The following is a 14,915-nucleotide window of genomic DNA, read 5'->3' as shown; positions in this document are numbered from 1 at the left end:
GGGTACCCCTAATAATCTTAGGGGTACCCATTTATGATTCTATTTAGTAAAGCCTTCTGAATTGTCCTAAAATACTGTACTCTTAACTTAACAATAATTTTGAAAGAAGGAATCCGTCTTGAACAAATTCAGACTACAATCACTCGTTTTCGTTCTAGTAGCATTTATGCTTGGATGTAACGAGTTCATGGTGGTTGGTGTGCTATCCGACCTATCAAAAACCTTTGGTGTCCCTATCTCATTAGTCGGTTACTTAGTGACCATCTTTGCGACAGTTTATGCCATCAGCACCCCATTCATTACTATTTTAACTAGTAAGTATCGTCGCTATAATACGCTAATGACATTAATGGTTATCTTTTTAATTGGTAACTCACTAAGTGCATTGGCAACCAGCTTTTGGTTTATGCTGATTTCTCGAGTACTAACTGCCCTCACTGCTGGCTCAATTATTTCTCTGATCATGGCATTTGCCAGCCAAATCGCACCACAAGACAAACGTGCTGCCTTAGTATCATGGATCTTTGCTGGATTCAGTATTGCTTCAGTGTTCGGAGTTCCGATCGGTGTAGCTATTAGTACCAGTATTGGCTGGCGATATGCGTTCTGGATGATTTCAATCGTCAGCATTTTGACCATCATCCCATTAGGAATTCTGTTACCGAAAAACGTTAGTCAAACTACCAGCACTATTAAAAGCCAGTTAACATTACTACTAGATCCACGAATCTATTACGGTATCGGCTTAGTTCTGTTCACCGCAGCTACTATGTATTCTTACTATACTTACATTCGACCACTACTAACGACTAGCATGCACTTCAGTCTTGGCAGTCTAAATTGGTTACTGTTTATCATCGGAATTTTCAGTATTATCAGCAACCGGATGTCTGGTAAACTTGCAGAATTACCTAATAGTCTGAATAAAATGCCTATCTTCTATATTTGTGACATCATCTTATTAATTGCATTACCGTTACTTATACCATTCAAGTACCTTGCTTTAATAGTAATTTTGGCCTTAACTTTAATCGTAACGATATTAAATGCTCCAATTCAAATTCACTTCTTGAATCTTGCAGAATCTGAATATCCACAGTCCCTAGTTTTGGCATCATCCCTAAACTCCATTTTCTTCAACTTTGGAATTTCATTAGGGTCCGCCACCGCCTCAATCATGGTTGCTAAGGTTGGCGTTAGCAATATCAGTCTAAGTGGTGCAGTCTACGCTTTGATAAGCTTAGTCATCGTCCTATTACTTATTAGAGCAATCAAAGCAAAGCCACTAGCAATGTACTAGACATTTGAAGGAGGTTCGAATTATTATTCAAAAAATCTACTCGGGTTTAGGAACCAAAATCACCTTATCAATTGATGAGCAATCGGATCCAGAAATTCTACCCCAAACAAATGAACTGATTCAAAAATACGAAGATATTTTGACTGTCAATCGTGAGCAATCAGAAATTATGGATATCAACCATAATGCTGGTATCAAACCAATTCAAATTTCCACTGAAGCTTATGACATCGTTAAACAAGCCGTGATCGTTAGCAATTGGCACGCTGGATTCAACGTCGCAATTGGGCCACTTGTTAAATTATGGAAAATAGGCTTTGATGGTGCAAACGTTCCATCTAAGCCACAAATAAACAACGCCTTACATCTAACCAATTCTGATAACATCATTTTAGACGATGTGAAGCAAACTGTATTTCTGACCAATCCAGACATGGAACTTGATTTAGGTGGGATTGCCAAGGGATACATTGCGGATAAAATTAAAGAGTTCTGGTTAAGTAAAGGCGTTACTAACGGTATTATTAACTTAGGTGGCAATATTTTATTAGTTGGCAGAAGCAATCATGAAAACGGGATGTGGAATATTGGCATTCAAAATCCCGAATTGTCCCGCGGAAATGATTTAGCTGTGGTAACTATTCCTGAATCATCCATAGTTACTTCTGGAGTCTATGAACGGTTTTTAAAAACTAATCATCATATGTATCACCACATTATTGATTCATTAACCGGATACCCATTTGAAACCAACATTACTGGTATTACCGCGATTACCCCAACTTCCACTGAAGCAGAAATTTGGACCAGCATTGGTTTTTTCAATGGCATCGACAGAGCAAGTAAAATGGCTTCTGAACTGGGATATCAAGTTAGTTTTATAGTTATTTACAGTGATCACACCATTGAAGTGTCCGATGATATCAAAGATAAATTTATTTTAACTGATTCTGATTATCAAATTTTATGATGAGAAGGTAATCTTATGACTGACATTAATCCTTATATTAAAGATGCAGTAGTACAATTTAAGACTGGTAAATTAGATCTCAAACAAATTGAGGCCATTTTTAGCGTCATGCCGTTTGAAATTGACTTTATCGACGAAAATGATAATTTTATTTACTTCTCTAATCAAGAATCGCGAATTAACCCACGAACTGCCGATCAACTTAATGAAAGCATGGAGGCACTTCACCCCGCCAACGTCTTGCCGCGCGTATATCAAATGGTGGATGCTTTAAAGTCCGGTTCTAGAGATAAATTCGAAATCATTTCGGGAAAACATCACACGTATAACGGTTACTTCGCTGTACGAGATGATGATGGTACTTATTTAGGGATTTTAGTCTTTACTGGTCAGCTTGATTACTTCACTAATTTGATTGATGAGAATCCAACCTTCGATGGTATTCTAGGAACGGATGTATCAACTAGCACATCACAATCCACGTACGATCCAGATAAATTTGTCGCACCAAAGTATGACAAAGGGCCTGAACAAGATAAAAAAACGCAAACTTCAAATCGAGAACCTGCTAAAGATGCATCAACGGGAGCGTCAGACTCGTGGCTATCTTAAGCATGTGAAAAAGGACTACTTGCTAAGGTAAGTAGTCCTTTTTTATATGTACTATATCATTACTCTTTATTTCTATGTAACGGGAGAAACACACATTAAAATCAGAAATTTAGAGTATTATTTGAAGACACTGAATCCTAAAAACCATTTGATAAGTAATAGGATGCCAAACCAGATATCAGAAAGAAGATTAACAATATTCCCCATACGTGATTCACTTCGTTCGAGCGCTTATTCTTTCCTAAAACAACGTATAGTATGAATAAAAAGGCAAAAAATATTATCAGAATCATGGCTATAGCTAACGTTGCGGCAGGCCAATGTGGATATTTTCTAACAAATTGTTCTAGAAGGTCATAAATTGGAAATAAGAAAACGCCAAATATACATCCTGTTAATGCGGCAAGCATATCTTTTTTCATCATATTAATACCCCACTAAAGGATTGTCGCGTCACTCTATCGATCATAAAAACATCATCCTTTATATATTATTAATTGTATATTTAGCGTAATTCATTAAATATAAATTGTGAAGAACGTATAGGTTTACTTGATTGATGTAACCCATATGCTTTTTTTATTTTTAGCATCAATTAGTATTATTAAATAACTATCAATATTGCACCTTTTTTAATCACTTTCGAAGTGTGTTAACATATTTAGTACATATCGACGTTACAAAAGTGCGACTTCAGAAAGAAAATAATCGCTTCAAAGTTACCATTCAAATTTAAAAATAAAAGGATGATACTCATTAGAAAACTATCAAATACATTAAAACAAGCAAGAATAGAATCGAATCTAACACAAAATGAGGTAGCTACAATCTTACATATTTCTAGGCAATCAATTTCTAAATGGGAAAATGGAAGAGGATACCCAGATTTGGATAATCTTATTTATCTCAGCGACATATATCAAGTTTCCATCGATGAATTAGTCAAAGAAAACCATGATTTTCCTAAAACAATTGCTGAGGACAAAAAAACAATTTTAGATAGAAAAGCTAACTTGGCTACTCCAAACAAAGACCTGTATCAAAATAAAGATGAAGGTTTGATATTACTCATTCTTTGTATTGTATCAGTGTTGATTCCTATAGTTGGTATCTTATTACCGTTATATATTCTGTGGAGAAACAATAAATTCAATAGCTTATATAAAACCATTATTTTGGTATCTTTAACGGTAATGTTAATAAATTTGTTCAACACGTTCGTGTTACTTAATGATAATTTTTTTGAACCAACAAGTACTAAAATATATAGAGTTAAATAGGTACAACATAAAATTTTCTTCAGAACGAATATGTTTACATCGTGCATGTAAATATGTACGTTCTTTTTATTTTTAACATAAATTAGTACTCTTAAATCACCATCAATATTGAGTAATTTTTAAAACACTTCAGAAATATGGTAACGTATTTAATATATTGATGAAGGAATAGTAAATCAAAATTCAAAAATTAATGAGGTGTGTAAATGAAGTCATCAAGAGTATTCATCAAACCATATGATTCTTGGAATCGAGCATTCACATTTGCTGATGCCATTGAATTAGTTTTGCTGCTTGCTATTTTCTTTTTCACTCATTTTGGTTGAGTGTTTTTGCAGGAATAATATTCGGTTTAACTAATATTGGTTATGTATCCATGATTTGGCTTAATGCTAGAAAAAAGAAAGCTCGCACAAAATAGAAATTCCAAAGTTTAATTTTAGTAAATTTAACTATCAAATCAATTATAAAGATAAGGCGAATTAGTGATGGAATCCCATAATGAATCATTATTAAGAATCATATCTCTTAGTATCCCAAATGAATCTAATTTATATACCACGACTAACAAAAATGATCAACGGATGCATTTTTTCATCTATAGTCTCAAGGCAACGTTAGATATCGTAAGTATAATTGGAAATATCGGTGTGAAATATTCTTTATCTTATATTGATGATCCTACACAAAATCAAATTCTTATATCTAAAGATAGTCCCGTTGAGATTGAAATAGAAAATATTCCAGATACAGTTTTAGCCTTCTAAATAAAGAATAAATGCAGAGCAATAACAACCTTTCATTTAGTTGTTATTGCCATCCATGGTGGTAAACTTGAATTAGGAGGCGAGCTAATTATGGTTAAGATTCACGTTAATCCCCACAAGACTGATCAAACAGTAAAGTTATCTGATGGTAGCAACGGGTATGTTAGCAAGGTCAACAATCAAATCAGGTTTGCATTCCCAGGTCATCTCCATCCAGAGTTTCGAACTGACTCATTATTGACCAATCACGAAGTCTTCAATGTTCGGTCAATCGATGGGCCTCAGCAGTTCGAAATCGTCTTTAATTAATGGGTTTATATAGGTTATTTACCATTTAGTAATCAACACATATAAGCTTGGTAATTTTTCAAATTAAAACGCCATTCATAATAATGAATGGCGTTTTTTGATTACTATTAATTTTGATTCTTAGCGAATTGTTCTCTTAAATATTTGACCGTTAAACTATCATTATCCTTAATTAAATCCTGAGGTTTACCGGCAGCAACAATCTTACCACCTAGGCTACCGCCCTTTGGACCCATATCAATCATATAATAAGCATTGGCCATCAAATCAAGGTCATGCGTAATCATGATAACTGTTGCACCTTGTCTGATCAGTCCGTCAAACACCTTTAATAATACGTGAACATCAATAGGATGTAGTCCAACAGATGGTTCATCAAAAATAAACAGCGTATTTTTTTGCGAACGTTTCATATGCGATGTTAATTTCAACCGTTGTGCTTCACCACCTGAAAGACTCGGGGTGCTTTCTCCCAAGTGGAGATACTCCAATCCCATTTCTTTTAACGTAGTCAAAGTCTGTGTGATTGTTTCGTTGTCCTTAAAGACCTCAAGTGCCTCAGTCACATCTAAATCCAACACCTCGGCGATCGACATCCCATTCCACTTAACATCCAAGACTTCAGGTCTGAAACGTTTTCCATGACAAATAGGACAGACCTCCACCATGTCTGGCAAATACTGGATATCAAGTGAAATTTCACCGGTACCGCCACAAGTTGGACAAGCTCCTTGCTTGTTGTTATATGAGAAGTGACTTGCTGAAAACTTCTTCTCTTTTGCTTGTGGTTGACCAGCAAATAGCTTCCGCAAGTTGTCCATGATATTGGTATAAGTTGCCACTGTAGACCGCGCATTTTTACCAACTGGAGCAGCATCGACACTCACCACATGCTTCACATGCGCGGAATCAAAGTTTGCGATGTAGTCTGGTAACTGTTGATGTTGTCGTTGAGTATCAAAGGCCTTGAGTAATCCATCTAGAATCAAGGTAGTTTTACCGGCACCGGAAAATCCAGTAACCGCAGTCAGCCGATTGATAGGTAATTCAGCAGTCACATTATTTAAATTAAATCTTTGATTAATCGTCAGATCAATAGAACCATTTTCAAACGGTTCTTGAGCAACTTCTCGGGTCACTAACTGTTCTTTTCCAGTTAAAAATGGACCAATCAATGAATGCGGATTTTGCTTGATTTCAGTAGGGGTTCCTTGGGTAATCACTTGACCACCTTTTTCTCCAGAACCCGGTCCAATTTCAACAATCCAATCAGCCGCGTCAATAATCGATGTTTCGTGATCAACCACAACTAATGAATTACCTTGCTCGACAATTTGTTTGAAGATATTGATCATCCCTGCAACATTATCCGGATGAAGCCCAACAGAAGGTTCATCCAATACGTAAAGTACTCCAGTTGTCTGAGTTCTCAATGTTCTACCCAACTGGATTCGTTGCAACTCACCGGTAGAAAGTGTCGCACCAGCTCGCGCCATAGTTAAATAATCTAATCCGAGATCAAGTAATGGTTGCAGCTGATTTAATAATTCACTTGATAGATTATTAGCGATTTTTTGCATATCGTCTGGCAACCATTGCTTCAAATTATCAATAAATTCTGGTAATTGACCTAAAGCCAATTCACTGGCCTCAGCAATGTTCTTACCATCGATCAGTTGAGTTAATCGATCAGGATTGATTCGACTACCATGACAAACTGGACAAGTAGTGAATTTATAAAATTTGTTCAGCCGTTTCAGTGCAATCTCACTCTTGGTGGTCTGCATACTATCAGCAATGGCATTATATGCATTTTCATAAAGCGCATTGTCCATATGAAACACCCGACCATTTTTGGACGGAATATTAATACTGAATTTTCTTTGTTCACCATGAAGAACTGTCTCCACTTCTTCATCAGTTAGTTCATTAAATGGGACATCGATTCGCACTCCAGCCGCTTCTGCAACGATGGGCATGAAGTTTCGTCCTGGAATGTGCCAAGCGTTAACTGCACCCTCACGAATCGTTTTGGTTCGGTCACCGATCAATGTATCTGGATCAATTTGTTTGGTGACTCCTTACCCCTCACATTGAGGACAAGCGCCAACTGAATTAAACGCGAAATCTTCGGCACTAAAGGCATTGAATTTTACGCCACAAGTAGGACAAGTTATCACACCCATACCATCGCCGACTTTATCCATCGCTTCCGCAATCTTAATGGTTGGTGGAACTTGATGACCATTCGGACATTTAGGTGATCCTAGCCGTGAATAAATCAGTCGAATCACGTTAAAGATCTCTGTCATCGTACCAACAGTTGAACGTGCTCCTGGAACGGTTGGCCGCTGCCTTAAAGCTAGCGCAGATGGAATATGTTTGACGGATCTAACGTCACTACGACCGACCTGGCTGATTCGCCGACGAGTATATGTTGCTAACGCATCCAAGTATCGCCGAGCACCTTCTGAATATAAAATGCCCATAGCTAGAGAAGATTTTCCAGAACCTGAGAGTCCTGAAATGGCCACAAATTTATGTAACGGGATGTTAATGTCAATATTCTTTAAGTTATTGACGTTACCGCCAATAACTTCGATTTGTTCAGTTGATTTCATTAAGTATCCTCCCATTAATTTTATGCAAATAAAAACTGCTATTATAAAACATCTATAATAACAGCCTAAAATTAATCTTCAGAAATAACAATCATAATGTTTTTAGCTTTCCCCTAAAGTCAGCTAACCTGCGATAGCCTTTTTCAATCATGATATCTTGAAGTTCTTGGGAAATTCTATCAAAAATTGGGGTCCCCTCAGAACCAAATGCCGTACCAATCTGAACTAGGTCCGCCCCGCAAAGTACGTGTTCAAAAACATCCATCCCCGATTTAATACCACCAGTACCAATCATCTGAATTTCTGGTTTCAAACGCTGTCTAAATCCCCTAACGTTAGCCAACGCCGTTGGTTTAGCATATTCCCCTCCGAGTCCACCAAAGCCACCCTTAGGCTTGATCACGGCAGTTTCTGTGACCGGATCAATCACCAATCCGTTACCAATGGAATTAATTGAATTAACATACGTTACTGGATATTGATTAATGATAGCGGCCATCTCATCAAACTGTGTTAAATCAAAGTATGGTGGCAATTTCAATCCTAAACGTTTATCAAAAAACTTAAATATCTCTCCCAAAAGTTGCTCAACGGCGGCAAAATCATAGCCAACTTGAGGTTTTCCCTTAACATTTGGACAAGATAGATTAAGTTCTACCAAACCGTCAAAACCGCTCTGCTGAATTTCTCTTAACATTAGCAAGTCATCAGCCGGTGACAATCCAGCAACTGACAATATCACGTTATTGTAGCCAGCAGATTGAGCTTTCAGCACATAGGCCATATAGTAATCAAATCCGTGATTGGGTAATCCCATGGAATTAATACTTCCTAATGGCAACGCCCGCATGCGAGGACTTTCATTTCCTGCTCGCTCCTCGACTGTTGCACTTTTAGTAACTACCCCGCCGGCCTCTGAAGTTAAGATGCTATTCAAATCTTGGACTGTTGAGCACCGAATTCCCGCGGCATTTAGCAGTAAATTATCAAATGAAATCCCTGCAATTTCAGCTTGCATCGACACTTTAGTTTGCATGGGCTTCCTCCTGCTCTGTCCACTTCCATGGTGCTTGGTGCCAAGAAGATAAGAACTTGAACTGTTTTTCAGTGAATCGGCCCTCTTCAAACCCCTGTTTAATCACATCAGAATACGTGATCAATGGTGCAAGTTGCGTATTCGCATGGGCAAAGTTATTATCTGCATCTGGAAATTCATAAGTATAAATTGCAGCAACTCCGCTGACGATATATCCTGCCTTTCTGACAGCTTCAACGGCTTTTAAAACACTGCCTCCTGTGGAAATTAGGTCATCAATCAAGACAACTTTATCGTTCTTTGAAATTCTTCCTTCAATTTGTTTATTGGCACCGTGGTCCTTAGGCTTTGACCTAACATAAATCATCGGCAAACCTAGTTTCTGAGCTACCCAAGCTGCGTGTGGAATTCCTGCAGTTGCCACACCACCAATGACAGTGACTTCAGGATATTGGTCTTTAATAATTTTTGCCAACCCATCCACGATCAACTCCCGTAACTCTGGAATTGCTATGGTTAATCTAAAATCAGTATAGATAGGCGCTAACATGCCACTTGCATATCTAAACGGCTTATCTAGTGAAATACTAACAATATTATCATCAATCAGTTGCTGAACAATCTTATCGGTTTGCATTTAACCATTCCTCCATCATGTTTTGATATGCAGTTACTGGATCCGTAGCGTTGATAATTGGTCTACCGACTACCAACGCACTACTTCCCGCGTTAGCAGCCTCTGTTGGAGTGGATGTTCGTGATTGATCATCCTTTGGAAAATCATTCGGTCGAATACCTGGTGTAACGTACCAGAAGTCATCACCAACCTCTTTTTTTAAGGCAGAAAGTTCAAGTGGCGAAGTGATAACTCCATCAGCACCAGAATTTCGTGCCAGTTTTGCAAGTGCAACAACCTGATCTACCATTGGTAGCCTACTGTTTTGCTCTTCAGCTAATCCTTTGGGTGTAATCGAAGTCAATTCGGTGACCGCCAATAACTTAGGCGGCTGAACTCCTGCTTCACTGGCGCCTTCAAGCAACCCCTGCTTAGCTTGTTTGATCATTTCTGAACCGCCTAAGGCATGAACCGTAGTGAACGAAACTCCCATTTTACCAATCTGTTTCATACCTTTTCTCACCGTATTCGGAATATCATGAAGCTTCAAATCCAAAAAAACATCATATCCCAAGTTCAGCAAATTCCGAACAATACTAGGGCCTTCACCATAGAATAATTCCATGCCAATTTTGATAGTTAGCTTCTCATCAGGATTGAACCGCTGAATAAAAGAAACCAATTCTTCTTTAGAAGAAACATCTAAAGAAATGATTAATGGACCATCTTTTCGCATAAGCTACCTCCAAATTTTTGGCACAAAAAAAGCCCGAGATAACTGCGGAAGATAGTATTCACCCTGAATTCTATCCATTTGTCCCGCAAGTTCACGGACATTATCTATTCGTCCGCTTTTGGCTTCTCTGAACCAAATTAAAGCTTGTTATTTCTAATAACTTTATCATTACGAAAATTTATGTCAAGTCAAAATTATCTGACCAATTTCCTCTTGCATTATCTTTTTGTTCGTGGAATAATCAATCACAACAAAAATAACGAATGCCTGTGAGCATTCATTTGGAGGAACAACACATGGAAAATACTACTGTAAACTCGCACACTCATGGCTTAACTACTAGGCAAAAATGGACGATTGCTTCGACCAGTTCAGGATTTGCTTTGGAAAACATGGATGTGCTTTTTTTATCGTTTGCGATGAGTTCTATGATTACTGACCTCAACCTAAGTGGTGGAGCAGCTGGTATGATTGGATCAATTACCAATTTAGGAATGCTATTCGGGGGAATCTTGTTTGGCTTAGTTGGCGATAAGTTTGGCCGTGTCAAAACCTTCACTTATACAATTTTTATTTTTGCATTTGCAACTGCAATGATGGCATTAGCAAACAACATCACTTTGATATACATCCTAAGGTTCCTAGCAGGAATTGGAGCTGGAGGAGAATATGGCGTCGGCATCGCAATTATTGCAGAATCGTTTGCAAAAAATCAAATCGGTAAAATGACTTCCATAGCAGCAATTGGCGGTCAAATTGGTGCCATCTTAGCTGCGATTGCCGCCGCATTCATCATTCCAACTCTGGGTTGGCACGGATTATTTCTCTTAGGAATCATACCAGTTATCCTGACTTACTTTGTTCGTCGGCATTTAACGGAAACCAATGAGTTTGTCACTGCCAAACAAAGTAGTCGTCTTTCAACAAGTACTGCTGTTTTTAAATATATGTTCAGCTCACCAAAATTGGCTTATCAAAGTGTCGCTCTAATGATTATGACTACAGTACAAATTGCCGGCTACTTTGGATTAATGAACTGGTTGCCAATTATTGTTCAAAAACAACTTGGCTTAAATGTCTCAGGATCATCTCTTTGGATGATTGCGACAATTGTGGGGATGAGCTTAGGCATGATGACATTTGGTTCAATCCTAGACTTCTTCGGGCCACGCCGAGCCTTCGGAATTTTCCTAATTGCTTCAGCAATGATGGTTTATACCATTACTCTGGCGCATAGTACAGTAACATTACTAATTATCGGCGCGATTGTCGGATTCTTTTCAAACGGTATGTTCGGCGGTTACGGAGCTGTGATTTCACGCCTCTATCCAACTGAAATTCGTTCGACCGCTAATAATATTATCGTCAACGTTGGTCGAGCCATCGGTGGATTTTCATCAGTCGTTATCGGGATTTTAATGGATCACTACTCTCTAACGGTTGTGATGACATTCCTATCAGTGCTCTATATCATTAGCTTTATCACCATGATGACTTTACCAGGAATTAAAAAGTTGAGCACTCAAACTAAGTAAATAAAATTTAAAAAACGCAAACCATTTTTGTAGGTGGTTTGCGTTTTTTTGGTTTTATATATTCAAAACATTTTAATAATTTAATCCTTGCAACCAACAGGTGCTTCATAAATCATACTCAATTGCTCATAATAGAATTCGTAAAGGAGTCCTGCAATTATGACTATCGGAGAACGTATTAAAGAATTAAGAACTATAAACGGTATAACTCAGCAAGAACTAGCAGACAGTCTACACATATCCAGGCAATCAATCTCAAAATGGGAAAAGAATCTTGTCTGGCCAAGTTTTGCAAACGTAGTCGCGATAAGTGATAAATTCGATGTTTCGTTAGATGAAATGATAAGAGGAGATGAACAATTTATGGAAAGTTTAGAACACAGAAAAGTAAACACCAACATAGCTAAAATCATTGGTTTTGGAATTTTAATCGCAGTTATCGCGATAATCTTATCAGCCATCATCGGCTTTAAAGAAGAAAATCTTATCAATGTCATGAGTTTAATTCAGGCTATTGCCTTTCTCTATATGGCATTGAATGTCAACTGGCGAAAAATTAACGATAGTTTATCAACAAAAGGAATCATTAACGCAATCATTTGGTTTGCATCATTGGCTATTCCACAAATCACCGATTTTGTTTCTGGTTTTATCAATGGAATGAATCATTAACACCCAAAGGAGCGTGAGAAAAATTACTTCGTTATCAAAGAATAGTCTAATAATAAAAATCTTTGTCTTTTGGATCTTAATTAATTTTTTTGATTCATTTGTATTCAATCCGCTATTAAATTACCTATCGCCTAGCAAAAGTTCTAGTTTAATAATGGATGTTATATTCAAACTTTTAGAGATAAGTTTGGGTATTTTACTAAACTACTGTTTGCTAAAGCAACCCGTGTTTTGGAAGTTCAAGATAACTAAAAATACAGTTATACTTACTGGTCTACTTTTATTCATATTAATTATAAATTCGATACACTCTCCAAATCATATTCTAACAAGTCTGACAGTTGGGATAATCGCTGCTTTTCCAGAAGAATATCTATTTCGAGGAGTAATTTTAGGCGCACTATTAAAGGCAAATTCGGGCAGTTCAGCTAGAAATAATCTTATTAAATCAATTATCATATCAGCATTGTTGTTTAGCTTGTATCACTTTGGAAACATAACTAATCAATCACTAATGGCCACTATCGAACAGATGATTGAGGTTTTCGGTCTGGGCATTCTATTAGGAGTTTTATATGTACGTAAAGGTGGTTTGTTAATTCCAATCATTGCCCACTTTTCTCTTGATTATTGGGTTACAGTTCGAGAAGGAATATCAGATTCTTCAATACATGGATCGATTGTTGGCGCCATCATCCATTCGGGATTATACATATTACTGGCTCTAGCATTTCTAAATTGGCATCATCCCAAATCGTGGCAATTATACTATAAATTAAAGATTTCCTCGATTATTCATAGAGTCTAAATATAATAATAGAGGCGCAGCATATTATTAATTATAAAATGGCAGAAGCCACATTATTATTCATCCATTTTCAAAAAATAGATAGCTTAAATGGCTAAACAAGCGTAAAATCTTAGGTAGATGAAAACGGTTACACCACATTCGTCGGTCATTTTCAAAACTACTCTTTTAAGGAGACGATTAATTATGAAGGCAGCTGTATGGCACGGTGTTAAAGATATTCGCGTTGAAGATGTTGAATTAAAGCCTCACAAAGACAATGAGGTTGTTATTAAAGTCGCTTGGGCAGGAATTTGTGGAAGTGATCTGCACGAATACTTAGAGGGTCCGGTCTTTATTCCAGTTGATCATACCGATGAACTGACCGGAGGACATGCTCCACTAACTATGGGACATGAATTTTCTGGAGTAATTCAAGAAGTAGGTCCTGATGTAACCAAGTTCAAGGTTGGCGATCACGTATCTGTTAATCCAACTATTACGCATCATGATACACCTGATGATATCGATGTTTACGATGGCTACAGCTTTATTGGATTAAGCAATGATGGTGGTTTTACCGCCCTCGTTAATGTCCCAGAAGAAAACTTATACAGTTTGCCAAAAGACTTTCCGCTAGAGCTAGCTGCTACAATTGAACCAACTGCCGTGGCTGTTCAAGCCGTTAAAGAAGGTAATTTAAAATTCGGTGAGACTGTTGCAATCTTCGGTGCGGGCCCTATCGGCGTTTTAGTTGCTGCCGCTGCAAAAGCTGCTGGTGCTACTAAAATCATTTCCATTGATCTATCTGAAGTTCGACTAGATAAAGCAAAAGAAATGGGTGCAACAGATGTTATCAATCCCGCAAATGAAGATGCCATCCAAAAGATACATGAAATCGTTCCAAATGGTGTTGATGTTTCCTTCGAAGTTGCTGGAGTTCAGCCTACATTTGAACAAGCAATCGATGCAACTAAAGCTCGGGGGAAAATGGTAATTGTTTCGATTTTCGCACACCCTATTCAATTCGACCCAATGCAACTAATGAATTCTGGTGTTCAAATCACCACTACCATCGCTTACTCAATGAAGACCTTCCAACAAACCGTTGATTTGGTTACAAGCGGTCAAATTAATGTTAAACCTGTAATTACTAAACACATTGATTTAGATGATATTGTTGAAGACGGATTTGAGGCATTAACTTCCGACAAATCCCAAGCAAAAATCTTAATCGATTTGGAAAAAGAACAAGCTTAATATACTGAAAAAATAAACGATTTGATTAAAGCATAACTGAGAACGCAAACCATCTTCTATAAGATGGTTTGCGTTTTTTTGATTTTGATACCTATGTCACTAGTATTAATAAGTTAACGCAACTAATAGGTACTCCACTTATACCTATATGTTGTTCATAATAGAATTAGTTAAAACCTCTGTCTTTCCAGCAAGCTTTTCCAGCACAAAAACATCCTGTGCTCACATTAGTTCGAGAATATCAGCAACTGTTTGTCAGACATGTTAACACAAAAGATAATTGAAGGAGGCAAGCAATCTTATGTTTTATCATCGCAGTAGTTGCATCACATATATAACCATGATGTAATAAAAAAGTAAGCAGATTAAACTTTTTCAAGAATGGAGAACACACAGTGAGTACTAACATTAGCA

The 14,915-nt window shown here is 37.3% G+C and carries 13 protein-coding genes and 2 pseudogenes; 10 read left to right on the top strand and 5 right to left on the bottom strand.

Going from position 1 to position 14,915, the window contains the following annotated elements; all coding sequences use genetic code 11:
• Positions 1 to 118 precede the first annotated feature (118 nt).
• From O0236_RS01015 to O0236_RS01005, 3 genes are read left to right on the top strand one after another with little or no spacing between them, the layout of a single operon-like run.
• A complete protein-coding gene (locus tag O0236_RS01015) occupies positions 119 to 1,300 on the top strand; it encodes an MFS transporter (RefSeq protein ID WP_268912321.1) in 1,182 nt (393 codons plus the stop codon).
• A 4-nt stretch (positions 1,301 to 1,304) separates the two neighbouring features.
• Positions 1,305 to 2,270 (top strand): FAD:protein FMN transferase, encoded by a 966-nt coding sequence (locus tag O0236_RS01010; RefSeq protein ID WP_268912320.1) that lies wholly within the window; start codon positions 1,305 to 1,307, stop codon positions 2,268 to 2,270.
• Positions 2,271 to 2,285: 15 nt separating this feature from the next.
• Positions 2,286 to 2,882 (top strand): PAS domain-containing protein, encoded by a 597-nt coding sequence (locus O0236_RS01005; protein ID WP_268912319.1) that lies wholly within the window; start codon positions 2,286 to 2,288, stop codon positions 2,880 to 2,882.
• 137 nt (positions 2,883 to 3,019) lie between these two features.
• Here O0236_RS01005 and O0236_RS01000 read toward each other — a convergent pair whose 3' ends face one another.
• Entirely contained in the window at positions 3,020 to 3,307 is a 288-nt protein-coding gene (locus tag O0236_RS01000; RefSeq protein WP_268912318.1) for a hypothetical protein, read from the bottom strand.
• Positions 3,308 to 3,628: 321 nt separating this feature from the next.
• Here O0236_RS01000 and O0236_RS00995 point away from each other — a divergent pair.
• The 3 genes and pseudogenes from O0236_RS00995 to O0236_RS00985 all read left to right on the top strand — a co-directional run.
• Positions 3,629 to 3,769: pseudogene (locus O0236_RS00995) on the top strand (helix-turn-helix transcriptional regulator); the annotation flags it as partial.
• Positions 3,770 to 4,162, top strand: a complete 393-nt coding sequence (locus tag O0236_RS00990; protein ID WP_372791821.1) for a hypothetical protein — start codon at positions 3,770 to 3,772, stop codon at positions 4,160 to 4,162.
• Positions 4,163 to 5,019: 857 nt separating this feature from the next.
• Positions 5,020 to 5,238 (top strand): hypothetical protein, encoded by a 219-nt coding sequence (locus O0236_RS00985; protein ID WP_268912316.1) that lies wholly within the window; start codon positions 5,020 to 5,022, stop codon positions 5,236 to 5,238.
• 107 nt (positions 5,239 to 5,345) lie between these two features.
• Here the strand turns inward: O0236_RS00985 and O0236_RS00980 are convergent.
• The 4 genes and pseudogenes from O0236_RS00980 to pyrF all read right to left on the bottom strand — a co-directional run bounded on the left by O0236_RS00980 (position 5,346) and on the right by pyrF (position 10,247).
• Positions 5,346 to 7,859 (bottom strand): annotated as a pseudogene (locus tag O0236_RS00980) (excinuclease ABC subunit UvrA).
• A gap of 91 nt (positions 7,860 to 7,950) precedes the next feature.
• Positions 7,951 to 8,895, bottom strand: a complete 945-nt coding sequence (locus tag O0236_RS00975) for a dihydroorotate oxidase (protein WP_268912315.1) — start codon at positions 8,893 to 8,895, stop codon at positions 7,951 to 7,953.
• On the bottom strand, positions 8,885 to 9,532 hold the full coding sequence (gene pyrE / locus O0236_RS00970; protein WP_268912314.1) for an orotate phosphoribosyltransferase: 648 nt from the start codon (positions 9,530 to 9,532) through the stop codon (positions 8,885 to 8,887). Before pyrE ends, O0236_RS00975 begins: the two co-directional genes overlap by 11 nt.
• The gene (gene pyrF, locus O0236_RS00965) at positions 9,519 to 10,247 is read right to left on the bottom strand and encodes an orotidine-5'-phosphate decarboxylase (RefSeq protein ID WP_268912313.1); all 729 of its coding nucleotides are present in this window, start codon (positions 10,245 to 10,247) and stop codon (positions 9,519 to 9,521) included. Before pyrF ends, pyrE begins: the two co-directional genes overlap by 14 nt.
• A 296-nt stretch (positions 10,248 to 10,543) precedes the next feature.
• Between pyrF and O0236_RS00960 the strand changes: the two genes are divergently transcribed.
• The 4 genes from O0236_RS00960 to O0236_RS00945 all read left to right on the top strand — a co-directional run bounded on the left by O0236_RS00960 (position 10,544) and on the right by O0236_RS00945 (position 14,501).
• Positions 10,544 to 11,782 (top strand): MFS transporter, encoded by a 1,239-nt coding sequence (locus O0236_RS00960; protein WP_268912312.1) that lies wholly within the window; start codon positions 10,544 to 10,546, stop codon positions 11,780 to 11,782.
• Between the two features lie 159 nt (positions 11,783 to 11,941).
• Positions 11,942 to 12,454 (top strand): helix-turn-helix domain-containing protein, encoded by a 513-nt coding sequence (locus tag O0236_RS00955; RefSeq protein ID WP_268912311.1) that lies wholly within the window; start codon positions 11,942 to 11,944, stop codon positions 12,452 to 12,454.
• Between the two features lie 154 nt (positions 12,455 to 12,608).
• Positions 12,609 to 13,262, top strand: coding sequence for a CPBP family intramembrane glutamic endopeptidase (locus O0236_RS00950; RefSeq protein ID WP_372791774.1), 654 nt, complete (start codon positions 12,609 to 12,611; stop codon positions 13,260 to 13,262).
• A gap of 186 nt (positions 13,263 to 13,448) precedes the next feature.
• Positions 13,449 to 14,501, top strand: a complete 1,053-nt coding sequence (locus O0236_RS00945; protein WP_268912310.1) for a 2,3-butanediol dehydrogenase — start codon at positions 13,449 to 13,451, stop codon at positions 14,499 to 14,501.
• The last annotated feature ends 414 nt before the right edge of the window (positions 14,502 to 14,915 follow it).

Source organism: Lentilactobacillus sp. SPB1-3 (assembly GCF_026913205.2).
Classification (GTDB): domain Bacteria; phylum Bacillota; class Bacilli; order Lactobacillales; family Lactobacillaceae; genus Lentilactobacillus; species Lentilactobacillus terminaliae.
Note: the sequence above shows the minus strand (reverse complement) of the source record. Positions and strands in the feature narration are given on the sequence as shown.